Below are 13,471 nucleotides of genomic sequence, written 5' to 3' on the forward strand. Positions count from 1 at the left end.
TAAGCTTCGCCAAAACGAGCGGCCGAAGGTGGGGACAGGGATGGCTTGTTCTGTGATTCTGACCATAGTATTCATCCCGGGCGAACACCTTATTCATCATAATGAACCATGATTTTTAACAGCTGGATGCGTATAAGGAACAATAGGTCCGTCCGCAAAAAAAGCAACGCAAACCTTCTCCGCGCTGCTTCCTAAGCTCTGCTTTATTTGCTCGTATTGCCGCTGTTGGAGCCGGCATTGTTGGCAGCACCGTTGCCCGTGTTGCTGCCCGTTCCGGTGTTTCCGGCATTGCCGGACCCTTCTGTACCGGCATTCGTACCCGCGTCAGTTCCTGCATTGGAGCCATTGCCCGCATTGGTGTCCGTTCCCGTGCCATTTTCGCCGGTGCTCGTTTCCACTTTAGGCAAGTCGATTTTCTTGATGATCTTCTTCTCTAGATCCCCCGCCATGAACTCGTCCAATTTGTTCGAGGCCAGCGTTGTTTGGATCATGTCCTTCTGTTCCTGCGTCAGATCCTCAAATTTCTTCTCGGTCCGAGATTCCACGCGAATGATGTGGTAGCCGTATTCCGTCTTCACTGGATCACCAATTTGGTTCAGCGGTTGGGTCAAAGCAGCTTGTTTAAAAGCTTCTACCCAGTTGCTCACTTCCACGTTCTCGTACAAACCGCCGTTATCCTTGGAGCCCGGATCCTCGGAGTACTGCTTCGCCAACGCGGCGAAATCCTCGCCCTTGTCCAGTTTCGCTTTCACTTCCTTCGCCAGCTTGAGCGTTTCCTCTTCAGTCCGCTCTTTGCCGTCTGGATCGGTGAAGTTAATCAGGATATGGCGGACCGAAGCCGTCGTATAGTCCTGTTTTGTCGCTTCGAATTCCTTCTTCACATCATCCTCAGAGATCTTCTGCCGTTCGCCTTCCATCACGGTATAAATCCGAACCATATAGTCCTTGAATTCAGCTTCGGATACCTTCTGGGCGTCCAGCATATTTTTGAAGTTCTCTTCGCCGTAGGACGATTTCATCAAATCAAACTGCTCCTCGGCTTTCTTCTTGCCGGCTTCTTTCGTCTTCTCGTCGGCTTTGGCTTCAAGGTATTCATACGCGATCTCCTGCTTCACCAAATATTGACGGAAGTCTTCCATTTGCATGAATTGTTCCATTTGCGGCTGAAGGGCAAGCACGATCCGCTGCTCGCGGTCGAATTCGTTCTCCGTAATTTCGCCGCCTTCGTACGTCGCAATAACCTTACTCGTATCTTTCCCTCCCGAGCTTGCATTCTTGCCGCATCCAGCCATAACGGAAAAAGCCAGTACCGTTACAAGCGCAATCAGCAGCATTCTCCATGAGCGCCTTTTACTTTGAAACATTCTGTAGTTCCCCTTTCACTTTGAACGCATCCTTCAGGGCGCCGAGAAACTGCTCCAGCAAGCCCATCATTTCTTTGTCGTCCATTCCCTTGGTATTTATCCGGATAAGCATCACGGACCCTTGACTAAATTGTACACATCTTCCGAATAGATTGCCAACTTCCGCAAGCTTGCTCGGAACGATGGCCTGTTCCTGTCCTTCGTAGAACTTGATCGTCACTTCCTCGCCCCGCAGCGTCATCGACTCGATGCCATACTGCTTGCCGTACAACTTGACGCGGGCAACCGCCAGGAGATTCTGCACGGCATCCGGCAGCTCCCCGAACCGGTCGAGCAACTCGTCCTCCAACTCGGCCACGTCCTCAAAAGTCTGCACAGAGGCTGTCTTCTTGTAGATCTCGATCTTCTGAATGCTGTCGTAGATGTAATCCGACGGCAAATACGCGTCGATGCCCAAATCGATCGTGGTGTTCCAAGTCGCCTCAGCCGGCGGGGTCTCCCCAAGCATCGTAATTTTACGCTTCTGAATTTCTTCCGCCAGCATCTGCGAATACAGATCAAAGCCGACGGAAGCGATGAAGCCATGCTGCTCCGCACCAAGCAAATTCCCGGCGCCGCGGATGGCTAAGTCGCGCATGGCGATTTTGAAGCCGGAACCGAGCTCCGTAAATTCCTTAATCGACTGCAGCCGTTTCTCCGCAACTTCGGTTAAGGACTTATCCTTTTGATATGTGAAATAAGCATAGGCAATCCGGTTGGATCGTCCAACACGGCCGCGCAGCTGATACAGCTGGGACAAGCCCATCTTGTCCGCATCATGCACGATCAGCGTATTGACGTTCGGAATGTCCACTCCGGTTTCAATGATACTGGTGCTGACCAGGACGTCGTATTCCCCGTCAAGAAAATCGAGAATCGTCTTCTCCAGCTCCTGCTCCGACATCTGCCCATGACCAACGACAACTCGCGCTTCCGGCACGAGCATAGAGATTTGTGCGGCAATTTCATGAATCCCTTGCACGCGGTTATACAGGTAATAAATCTGTCCGCCCCTCGCCATTTCCCGTTCGATTGCTTCGCGCACGAGCGACTGACTGTACTCGACGACATACGTCTGCACCGGGAACCGGTTTTCCGGCGGCGTTTCAATGACCGACAGATCCCGTACGCCCAGCATGGACATATGCAGCGTCCGCGGAATTGGGGTCGCCGTCAGCGTCAGCACGTCTACGTTGGTTTTCAGTTTCTTTAACTTCTCTTTATGGGTGACGCCAAACCGCTGCTCTTCGTCAACGATCAGCAGTCCCAAGTCTTTAAAGACCAGATCCTGCGACAAAATGCGGTGGGTTCCGATCACGATATCCACCGTGCCCTGACGAATCCCCTTGATGGTTTCGTTCTGCTCCTTGCGGCTGCGGAAACGGCTAAGCGTCTGAATGTTGATCGGATAACCGGCAAACCGCTCCCGGAACGTCTCATAGTGCTGCTGCGCCAAAATCGTCGTTGGCACAAGCACGGCAACCTGCTTGCCTTCAATCGCTGCCTTAAAGGCCGCGCGGATAGCGACTTCGGTCTTGCCATAACCAACGTCACCGCACAGCAGGCGGTCCATTGGACGGCTTTGTTCCATATCTCTCTTGATTTCCTCAATGGCCCGCAGCTGGTCCGGAGTTTCCTCATACGGGAACATCGCTTCGAATTCCTGCTGCTCCGGAGTGTCCTTCTCGAAGGCATACCCCGGGGCAGCTTGCCGCTCAGCGTACAGCTTGATCAAATCGTCGGCGATGTTCTGGACGGAGGAACGAACCTTGTTCTTCACGCGGTTCCACTCGTTGCCGCCCAGCTTATAAATCTTCGGTTCCTTGTCCTCGGAACCCACGTATTTCTGAATCATGTCGATCTGTTCGATCGGTACCGACAGCTTGTCGCCGCCGGCATAGAGGATATGCATGTAATCCTTGTGGATCCCGCCGACCTCCAGCGTACCGATGCCCATGTATTTCCCGATCCCGTGGTTCTGGTGAACGACGTAATCGCCGACCTTCAGCTCGGTATAACTCTTGATCCGTTCGGCATTGTCCATGCTCTTGGCGACGCGGCGCGCTTTGCGCTGCTTCTGGGAGAACATCTCGCCTTCGGTAATCACGACGAGGTGTACAGAAGGCAGTTCGAAGCCGGACTGCAGGTTGCCTTGCAGTAATTGAGGCTCATCAATGCCGTAATCCTGCAGCACCCGCCGCATCCGATCCACGCGCTCTTCGGTGCTGGCCAACATGATGACGTGGGCGCCGCTTTTTTTCCAACGCTCCATCTCTGCCTTTAAGACATTCATTTGCCCATGAAAATCCTGCATTGCCCGCGTAACGAAATTCACGATATTTTGCGGCTGGGAATGCGGGACTTGACGCAGGAACAATGACAGAAACAACGTCTGGAACGGACGATGGTAGATCAGATGATCCACGTCCACCGCAAGCGGCAGGTCGGGGAGACTCTTCCCGTTCTGGTACAGGTGCAGATTCCACTCCGCCTCATCGCGTTCCAACTGCTTGGCCGTTTCCAGCAGGCGCGACGGTTCGTCCAGCAGAAGCAGCGTATCCTCTGGCATGTAGTCGTATAACGTTTTTCGCTCTGGATAGATCAAAGAAATATATTTATAGATTTCCGAAAAATAAACATGCTCGCGCAGCATTTCGATTTCTTTGTACATCTCTTCGCGGAGACGATTTTTGGCCTGGCGGTCGGTCATCTTGTCCAGCTGGATCTCCAGCTTCTCGGATAACGCCTGCGCTGCCTGGCCCATCCGTTCCTTCGTTGCGATCAGTTCCTTGCAAGGTGGAATGAACACTTCCTTGATCTGGTCCACCGATCGCTGATCCGCCGGATCAAAGGTCCGGATCGAATCAACTTCATCATCAAACAGCTCCACCCGGTAAGCCATGGACGCTGTCAGTGGATAAAAGTCAATGATGCCCCCGCGCAGGCTCATTTCGCCGCGGGATTCCACTCGTTCGACCCGCTCGTAGCCCAGCTCGACCATTTGAGCCATGAAACGCTCCAGCTCCAGCGTGCCCCCGAGCCGGACGGTCAGTCCCGCTTCGGCCATGGCCTCCGGCGTTGGGATATAGCGGCGAATACCGGAATAAGGCACCACCACGATGCCCCGGAATCCCCGGGAGCATTGCAGCAGCACCTCGATCCGCTGGGCCAGCGTTTCCGGGCTGGATACGGCCGATTCGGCAGCAACCAGCTCATTCGCCGGGTACATCAGCACCTGATCCGGTGATAGCGCTTCCTGTAAATCTTCATACATTTTCTGTGCGGAGAACATATTGTGGGTCACGACGAGCAGCGGCCGTTTCGTTTCCTGATGCAGCGCGGCTAGCATCACTTGCCTGGATGAACCCGACAAGCCGGAAATCAACTGCTCCTTCATGCCCGAATTAATGCCCGCAACCGTCGAAGCAAAATCGGTATCGCGTGAAAAAGCTTCAATAAGTGCTTGTAGCAAATGAGGCACCTCTCTTACTGCTGATGGATAGAAATCTATGGCTAGACGAAAAGGGTAAGTCCAGCTTACCCGAACCAAAAAGGAGCCTCAGCAACGTGCCAAGGCTCTATAACCGTATATTCCGGTAAATTTGTCCATTGTTCCTCGTAGCTTGCAGTCTACTGCAAAGGATTGGCGAGCAGCAGCAGTTCCGGGTTATGATCAAGTGCTTCCTTGCAATAGTCGCAGGTCACCCGGACCGTCATTTCGCCGTTTGAATCATACGCTATTATATCTCTCCGCTCATCGGGGGTCAAGGAATGGAAGCCTAATTGGGCTTCTGTGACTTGAGGCGATTCGATTCTACCAATCACCGTTCGGCAGTGCCGACAAACATAGTTTACAGCCATCTATATGCCTCCTGAAGATTCATTATGTCTCCAGTATGCCCCAAGCGGACGGCTTTTAGCCTATCGACCCTGCTAGATCAATTATTTAGCCGTTAAACTTTGCCATCGTTTGTTCGAAGGTATGGTCCAGGCTATATTCCAATGCATCGCATGCCGCTTGAATGGACTGATCAAGCAGCGGCTTATCTTTCTTCGGAAACGGCGACAGAACATAATCTACGACCGCATACCCTGGCTCCGGCCGGGAAATGCCCATCCGAATTCGGTTAAACGTCTGCGTGCCGATATGTTGAATGATCGACTTAATGCCGTTGTGCCCACCGGCACTGCCTTGATATCTCAGCCGATTACGCCCCAACTCGGTGTCGAGGTCGTCGTACACCACGATCATGTCTTCAATCGACGCCTTATAGTAGTCCATATAAGCGCGCACCGCTTCGCCAGATAAATTCATGTAGGTCATCGGCTTGATCAGCACGACTTTCCCGCCCGGCAGCATCCCCTCTCCAATCAAAGCCTTGCACTTGCTTTGCTTGATCTCGATGCCATGCCGGCGCGCCAGCTCATCCACGGCCATAAAGCCGATATTATGCCGGGTTTTCTCATATTGGGCTCCCGGATTGCCGAGCCCTACGATCCACTTCATGGGTCATGTCCCTCCAAACGCTAATGTATCTTCAAACCGCCTCTGGTGCTTGATTGTTCGTTAAACTAACTACTACTTGCCTCGAATTAACTGGAAAATGTACCGTTAATTTCGGCGTGGATCGGCTGTCCGCGCAACTAACGGTAAAACCTACTGTTAATTTCAGCGAAATTGCCACTTTAGCGAAAAAGTACCCAAATTAACTATACAATTTACCGTTAAATCGCCCAAAACCTACGTTCCCGCCAAAATTAACGGTAGAAATTCCAGTTAGTTTGTATTCACCGACGGGGAGTGCCAACAATCCCGTCGTCCCTACTACTCCCCACCCCACTGCCACTCCAGGGCATTGCGGCCAACACCCTAACGAGGACGTTGCCCTCAGCGTATGGCCATCACCACTCGATCGGTGGGGCAGCATTGTCCGTTGGGCGGATTCAGGCAAGAGGGGGAAATGTTCTGAAGAAGCGAGGCGTTCGCCTTTGTGAGCGGATTTCTACCACTTCTGATTTTAGTCCAATTCAAGAAATCCGCGAGCAACAGCGATCGTAAGAACATTTCACACGGATGCCTGCCTCCGCCTAACACCCAACACTGCCAATACACCGATAGGGGTTACGTCCCCGATTGGGAGGACGCAACCCCTGGTGTGGCAGTGACCATTTTATTCGATCTCGAACAGCTTGCTGATCGACAGCTCCTCGTGCACGCGAATAATCGCTTCGCCCATCAGCGGAGCGACAGACAGCACTTTGAGCTTGCTTGTCGGATTCGGATGTGTGATCGGGATCGTATCGGTCACGATCACTTCCTTCAGCGGAGAGTTTTCCAGACGTTCCATCGCCGGACCGGACAAGACAGGGTGCGTACAGCAAGCGTACACTTCTTCTACCCCGCCTTCCTTGAGCGCGTTGGCACCAAGGACAATCGTACCGGCGGTATCGATGATGTCGTCGACGAGAATCGCAGTTTTCCCTTCGATGTTCCCGATAATGTTCATGACTTCGCTGACATTCGGTTCTGGACGGCGCTTGTCGATGATCGCCAGCGGAGCGTTCAGGAAATCTGCCAGCTTACGGGCACGTACCACCCCGCCATGGTCAGGCGAGACGACAACCGGATTCGCGATATGCTTGGAACGGAAATACTGGGCCAAGATCGGCACGCCTAGCATATGATCCACCGGGATATCGAAGAAGCCTTGGATCTGCATCGCATGAAGGTCCATCGTAATGACCCGATGTGCGCCGGCTTTCTCGATCAGATTGGCAACCAGCTTCGCCGTGATCGGATCGCGCGAACGGGCTTTCCGGTCTTGGCGGGCGTAACCGTAATACGGGATAACGACATTAATGCTCTTGGCCGAAGCTCTTTTCAAAGCATCCACCATCACGAGGAGCTCCATCAAGTTATCGTTGACAGGTGCGCAAGTCGATTGCACCACATAGACGTGGCAGCCCCGAACGCTTTCGGACAGCTTGACCTGTATTTCGCCGTCACTAAAGCTCGTCGTCTCCGATTCGCCCATCGGAATGCCGATATAGTCAGCGATTTGATGAGCCAATTTCGGATTGGAGTTACAGGTGAATATCTTTAATTTAGAATCACAATAAGTCATAAAATTAAAACCCTCCGTGCTGTGTAGATAGCGTCAGGGAGTCTCTTAAACAACCCGCCTTCACAGCTACCCCGTCTATTCAAATGGTCACTGCAGATCACTGCATTTGAAATTAAGATTGTTGCTGTCTTTCCTTCTTCGCTTTCGCCCGGGCACGAATCTTCTCGGCATAGCCGGGTTTATTCTCCTGCCGGGTTCTGGCAATAGCAAGATCATTGTCCGGAACCGATTGTGTGATCGTAGATCCGGCAACGACATAAGCGCCTTTGCCCACCTTAACCGGAGCGATCAAGTTGACGTTGCTGCCTACAAAGGCATCGTCCTCGATCTCCGTAATGGACTTATTATAACCATCATAGTTCACTGTTATCGCGCCGCAGCCAATATTCACGTTCTTACCAACCTTCGCATCGCCGATATAGCTGAGGTGCGAGACTTTGGAGCCTTCATCGAGGGTCGCATTTTTAATTTCTACAAAATCGCCGACCTTCACATGCGCTCCGAGCTTCGCCCCTGGACGCAAATAAGCGAAAGGACCAACCGTCGTCTCCCGGCCGACTTCTGCCTGGCTGAGCACCGACTGTTTCACCTTCGCGCCGTTTTGGATCACGCTATCTTCGATTTCTGCGGCCGGCCCAATCACGCAATCTTCACCGATGGACGTTTTACCGGATAGAACGGTCCCCGGATAAATTACGGTATCCGCTCCAATGGTGACATCGGCCCCGATGTACGTGGAAGCCGGATCAATCACCGTTACGCCGTTCAGCATATGGCCCCGCACGATGCGTTCCCGCATGACGGCTTCGGCCTCCGCCAAGGCCACTCGGTCATTGACGCCAATCGATTCGCGAACGTCGGCTACTGCATAGCCTTCTACGATTTCGTTCGCCTGCACCAAAATGCCGATCACGTCGGTAAGATAATACTCCTGCTGGGCGTTGTTGTTCGTCACTTTCTCCAGTGCAGCAAATAATTTTGCATTATCAAAACAATAAGTGCCTGTGTTAATCTCCTGCACGGCGGCTTCCTCCGGCGAGCAGTCCTTCTGTTCGACGATCCGTTCAACCGTTCCGTTAGCGCCGCGGATCACTCGGCCGTAACCATACGGTTGTTCCATCACCGCTGTCAGTACGGTTGCTGCCGCTCCCTTACGTTGATGAAGTTCGAAAAGAGCTTCCAGTGTTTCCGCCGTAACCAAAGGGGTATCGCCACAAATAACCAGTGTGACTCCTTCTTCTCCCGCCAATAATGGCCCGGCCTGCTTGACGGCATGTCCGGTTCCCAGCTGTTGCTCCTGCAACACGTATTCCGCCGATGAACCCAAATAGGATTTTACAGCTTCAGCTCCATGGCCAACAACGACGATGCTGCGTTCGCAACCTGCTTCTTGAACCGCATTTAGTACATGCCCAACCATCGGTTTGCCGCAAACGGGGTGAAGCACCTTATAGAGCTTGGACTTCATCCGTTTCCCTTGGCCTGCGGCAAGAACGATCGCTAATCTCTTCAAGTCCCCGGCCTCCTTCTTATTTTTAAAAAAAGAAGTATTTCTCTCTCTCTCATTAAAACTCATTACTGAATATATCTCATTTAGGGCAAAAAGAAAAGGGAGCCATGCGGACATGGCTCCCTTTTCCTCGAACCCCAATTGATCGATAAATCAAATAAATGCGACTTACGCCCCTTCTTCAATCGCTTCCTCTTGTTCGGCGGCACGCTCGTACTCAGCCAGAACTGCGGCTTGAATCTTCTCGCGAGTACCGGAGGAAATCGGATGAGCGATATCCCGGAACTCCCCGTCCGGCGTGCGCTTGCTAGGCATTGCTACGAACATCCCATTGTTCCCATCGATGACGCGAATGTCATGAACAACAAATTCGTTATCGATGGTAATGGATGCGATGGCCTTCATTCTGCCCTCAGAGCTGACTCGGCGGAGTCTTACATCCGTAATTTGCATATGTGTTCACCACCTTTTTCCATCAGAGACTTGGTGTATTATTCCACATAGCAAACCGAAATCCTTTTTTTTTGATCAACAAAATGGCCTAAAATCACGATTTTTTTTGATAAAACGGGGTTTTCGACATGTTTCGTCGAGAATTCTTACAATTTGAGGAGATCTCGACATAGTTCTTATTGTTCAAATTTCGAAAAATAATTCCCAGGTTCTACTGAAATCTCCTTCTCCTTGGGATCAACCGCCCGAAGTGTAGCCAGGGAAACGTAATCATGTAACAGACGCTGTTCGCTGGCAACTTCACCTGATTCAACCAGAACCCCGACTCCGGCAACCTCCGCGTTAAACTCAGCCAGCAGGTCAACCATCCCTTGAATCGTACCCCCCGCCTTCATAAAGTCATCGACGATCAAGACGCGAGAGTGTTCCTTCAATGCCCGGCGCGACAGCGTCATCGTATGCAGGCTCTTGTGAGAGCCCGATACGTAATTAATGCTAACGGCGGAGCCTTCCGTCACCTGATGGTCGCGGCGAACCAGGACGACCGGCAGATTCAGCTCCGCTCCCGTTGCATAAGCGAGAGGGATCCCCTTCGTTTCCACGGTCATAATGCAGTCGATCTCCAAATCACCGAAGACGGTGGCAAACAACTTGCCCGCCTCATTCATCAGCGCCGGTTGTCCTAAGAGATCCGACATATACAAATATCCGCCCGGTAAAATTCGGTCTGGCTGCGCCAGCTTCTCACAGAGCTGCTGGATAAAAGCGTTCGCTTGCTCCCGTCCGACCCGGGGAATGTATTTCACGCCGCCGGCCGCCCCGGCAAGCGTCAGCAATTCCCCCATGCCTTCGCCTTCAAACACTTCTTTAATAATCCCCAGATCCTCGCTGATGGACGACTTAGCCGCCCCATACCGTTGCGCAAAGGTAGTCAGCGGGATTAAATGGTGTGGTCTAGACAACAGATAATGGGTCATCTCCACCAAACGAGCGCTTCTTTTTAATTTCTTCACGAAGTACCCCTCGCTAAATCCGAATATTTTAATGAAACTATAACACTTTTGTACGGATTTGTCCAAGCCTTGGAACGAGGAAGGAGTACCCGGCTCCAGTTCCGCAGCTGAGCTTTAGGTCAACAGCCGCACGGCGTAAACCTCTTTGCAGAACCCGCGTAATCCGTTATAAATGCGGGGCACCTTCGATTCCTTCGACACGAGCCCAAACACCGTGGGTCCGCTGCCGGACATCAACACGCCGTCCGCGCCAAGACGCAGCATCGCTTCTTTCAGTTGCGCCACCTCCGGGTGAAGCTCCAGCGTCACCTGCTCCAACACGTTGCCGAGCTCTTGGCATACACCCGTGAATGATCGTCTCTCCAGCGCCTCCCGCATCCGGGCTGCCGACGGATGATCGGTAATTCGCTCCGCCTGTAGACGTCCATACACCTCTGCAGTCGACACGTTGATCGGAGGCTTCGCCAACACCACCCAGCATTGCGGCGGATTCACCAGCGGCGTCAGCACTTCGCCTCGCCCTGTCGCCAGCGCCGTCCCGCCCGTCACGCAAAAAGGCACGTCCGAGCCCAGCTCCGCCCCCAGCTCCTTCAGCTCCTCTTCGGGAATGCCAAGCTCCCATAGCCGGTTTAAGCCCCGCAGCGTAGCCGCCGCGTCACTGCTGCCGCCGGCAAGGCCGGCAGCCACCGGTATTTTCTTATCGAGGTGTATATAAACCCCGCTCCGCACGTTGTAGCGTTCCTTAATCAACTTCGCCGCCTGAAACGCCAAATTCTTCTCATCCAGCGGAATATATCCGGCCTGGCTCGAAATAATGATCGTATCCCGCGGAAGGGCGCTCATTTCCAAACGATCTGCCAGATCCACCATGGTCATGATCATCTCGACCTCATGGTATCCGTCAGGACGCTTATGTAACACGTCGAGCATTAAATTAATTTTGGCCGGTGCTTTTTCGTAAATTTTCATGCCGCTTCCCCACCTCAGCAATTCCGTGGAATATCCGCATCCATCCGGTCTTTTTGGCACATTCTTTAATTCTAAAAAAACGTTGCCTCCACGTCTATGTATGAAAGACAATTTTTCCTCCCTCTATCTTACTGCATCCAACGAAAAAAACGAAGCTCCCTGAAAGGGACGCTTCGCTGTGGCAGAGGTTATTGCTGTTTCGATGCCGCCTTCTCGGCGAGCTCGATCGCCCGCTTCACCATATTGCCCGCATCTTTCGCCTTGATGCCGCCCCAGCCCTCCTGCTGGACGGTATCGTAAAATCCCAGATCCTTCGCTAACTCGACCTTCAAGTTCTCCGACATCACGCTGCGTCTTCTTCGCGACATGGTCAGTCTCCTCCTTTGGCCATGGATATAGGAACGATGGTTAGTATACGCAGGCACCGTTTCGAGCATACACCGAAACTTTGTCCATCTAAGGTGAACACCCGACAACCTTGGTTGGTGAACCCAGCGACAGCGAGATCACCCTAACCTGCATCTTCGAACGTATCAAAAAAAAACGGCCTCACCCGAAGGGCGAGAACCGTTTGCGGTTTGATTCATGATGTTCACGGTTTAATATACGAAATCCGCATCCCGTCGTTGTCGTCATAAACCATAACTTCAACGGATTCGGTCAGTATATCGGCATAACTGTAAGACACACGCTTAAAGGTTTGCTGCTCTTGATCCAGCTTCACAATGAAGACCGAAGGATAGGTCTCCTCCAATACTCCAGTGCGTTCGACGGTCTTCCGGCGACCACCGTTTGCCCGGAGCATAATTTTCTGTCCAACGTGGGCGTCGAGACTATGCTTTATTTCCGACAGCGCATTTTTAGCCATTGCCTGTGACCACCTTCTTTCTTTGTCCATTATACAGGAAAGTCACAAACTTGTCAAATCGGAATAAATAATTATATCAGCAGCAAAAAAGATGTGTCAACGATTATTTTTCGACATTTTCTTTTTACCTGATGGCTAAAGAGCCAGGTACTAAAAAATAACCGGAAGGTCCTGGGGCACTAGCCTCAGTTCCTTCCGGCAACCCTTTCACATGGACGGCACCACTTTCAGCGTCGACAAGTCCTTCAGTTTGGGCAACCCGATTCGGTAACTGCCACGAGTCTCGATCCCGCCAACCCCCTGGGCGCCGCTGATCGTATGATTCAGCACGTCAGTAATCTGGATCGTATCCCGAATCGAGGTGAGCGACGCTTTAGCGGCGATATACACCGGATCCAGCGCATGGATCAGCACCCGGCCGGGCGAACTAGCAAAATTAGCCCCCGCCTGCAGCAGCGCCTCAAAATGCGACTGGCAAGCGCCGGCCACAATCGTTAACGTATCGAAATTCCGTTCGTATTGCCGAGCCATTTGAATGGCCTCCACAAAATACTTGGAATTTTTATAGCTGGTCAAATTATAAAGGTCGCTGGTGGGGCGCGATTTTAACACGCCGTCATGACCCGTGATCACGACGATATCCGGCTTGACCACAGGCAGCAGACGGTACAGCGCATTTGCCATTTGCGATTCCGTGACATAATAGCCTTGAACCGGGACGCGCAGCTTCTGATACAGGCTTAAGCTCTTTTGCAAATAGCGTTCGTCGCCATCGAGATGCAGGACCTTACCCGGGACCTCAAAATAGGCCGGCTCGCCTTGCCCATACAGTTCCCGTCCAATTACCATTCGATTGCGTTCTGCCAATTCCTTGCGGTCTTGAGTTAACCGCTTCAGCGATTCCGTCGCCTTAATGCGGGCCCGCTGCGTCGTCTCTCCTGGGGAAGCCGGGTCTACCCTAACCAAATCAGTTAAGGGCGCATCCGCCAGCAGCCGGAATTCCGTTCCTTTAATAATCGCTTCACTCCGCACAATCTGTTCGATTCGGAACGTAACATCTCCACCGTATGATTTGCGGACGACCAAGTCTCCCAAGTTCGCCAAATCCATCACCTCTATCCCATCGTATG

Annotated in this window: 12 protein-coding genes; all 12 read right to left on the bottom strand. The window is 52.3% G+C overall.

Annotated elements, in window-relative coordinates; all coding sequences use genetic code 11:
• Positions 1 to 203 precede the first annotated feature (203 nt).
• The 12 genes from ACL02P_RS17755 to yabG all read right to left on the bottom strand — a co-directional run bounded on the left by ACL02P_RS17755 (position 204) and on the right by yabG (position 13,451).
• On the bottom strand, positions 204 to 1,364 hold the full coding sequence (locus ACL02P_RS17755; RefSeq protein WP_260071390.1) for a peptidylprolyl isomerase: 1,161 nt from the start codon (positions 1,362 to 1,364) through the stop codon (positions 204 to 206).
• Positions 1,351 to 4,875 carry a transcription-repair coupling factor gene (mfd, locus tag ACL02P_RS17760; RefSeq protein WP_260071389.1) on the bottom strand — a complete coding sequence of 1,175 codons (3,525 nt, stop codon included), beginning with the start codon at positions 4,873 to 4,875 and terminating at the stop codon, positions 1,351 to 1,353. The genes ACL02P_RS17755 and mfd overlap by 14 nt, the downstream gene beginning before the upstream one ends.
• Positions 4,876 to 5,033: 158 nt before the next feature.
• Entirely contained in the window at positions 5,034 to 5,264 is a 231-nt protein-coding gene (locus ACL02P_RS17765; protein WP_009226345.1) for an anti-sigma-F factor Fin family protein, read from the bottom strand.
• Between the two features lie 85 nt (positions 5,265 to 5,349).
• Entirely contained in the window at positions 5,350 to 5,910 is a 561-nt protein-coding gene (gene pth / locus ACL02P_RS17770; protein ID WP_009226346.1) for an aminoacyl-tRNA hydrolase, read from the bottom strand.
• Between the two features lie 664 nt (positions 5,911 to 6,574).
• Positions 6,575 to 7,528 (bottom strand): ribose-phosphate diphosphokinase, encoded by a 954-nt coding sequence (locus tag ACL02P_RS17775; RefSeq protein ID WP_009226347.1) that lies wholly within the window; start codon positions 7,526 to 7,528, stop codon positions 6,575 to 6,577.
• 112 nt (positions 7,529 to 7,640) lie between these two features.
• Positions 7,641 to 9,041 (bottom strand): bifunctional UDP-N-acetylglucosamine diphosphorylase/glucosamine-1-phosphate N-acetyltransferase GlmU, encoded by a 1,401-nt coding sequence (gene glmU, locus ACL02P_RS17780; RefSeq protein ID WP_412837802.1) that lies wholly within the window; start codon positions 9,039 to 9,041, stop codon positions 7,641 to 7,643.
• Between the two features lie 165 nt (positions 9,042 to 9,206).
• Entirely contained in the window at positions 9,207 to 9,491 is a 285-nt protein-coding gene (gene spoVG, locus ACL02P_RS17785) for a septation regulator SpoVG (protein ID WP_009226349.1), read from the bottom strand.
• 176 nt (positions 9,492 to 9,667) lie between these two features.
• Positions 9,668 to 10,504, bottom strand: coding sequence for a pur operon repressor (gene purR / locus ACL02P_RS17790; protein ID WP_009226350.1), 837 nt, complete (start codon positions 10,502 to 10,504; stop codon positions 9,668 to 9,670).
• A 114-nt stretch (positions 10,505 to 10,618) separates the two neighbouring features.
• Positions 10,619 to 11,473: a 4-(cytidine 5'-diphospho)-2-C-methyl-D-erythritol kinase gene (gene ispE / locus ACL02P_RS17795; protein ID WP_260071386.1), complete on the bottom strand. Its 855-nt coding sequence runs from the start codon at positions 11,471 to 11,473 to the stop codon at positions 10,619 to 10,621.
• A gap of 188 nt (positions 11,474 to 11,661) precedes the next feature.
• On the bottom strand, positions 11,662 to 11,841 hold the full coding sequence (locus ACL02P_RS17800) for a small, acid-soluble spore protein, alpha/beta type (protein ID WP_036646175.1): 180 nt from the start codon (positions 11,839 to 11,841) through the stop codon (positions 11,662 to 11,664).
• 224 nt (positions 11,842 to 12,065) lie between these two features.
• Entirely contained in the window at positions 12,066 to 12,341 is a 276-nt protein-coding gene (gene veg, locus ACL02P_RS17805) for a biofilm formation stimulator Veg (protein ID WP_009226353.1), read from the bottom strand.
• Positions 12,342 to 12,548: 207 nt separating this feature from the next.
• Positions 12,549 to 13,451, bottom strand: coding sequence for a sporulation peptidase YabG (gene yabG / locus ACL02P_RS17810; protein ID WP_260071385.1), 903 nt, complete (start codon positions 13,449 to 13,451; stop codon positions 12,549 to 12,551).
• Between the last annotated feature and the right edge of the window lie 20 nt (positions 13,452 to 13,471).

The organism is Paenibacillus sp. MB22_1, assembly GCF_047200555.1.
GTDB lineage: Bacteria > Bacillota > Bacilli > Paenibacillales > Paenibacillaceae > Fontibacillus > Fontibacillus phoenicis.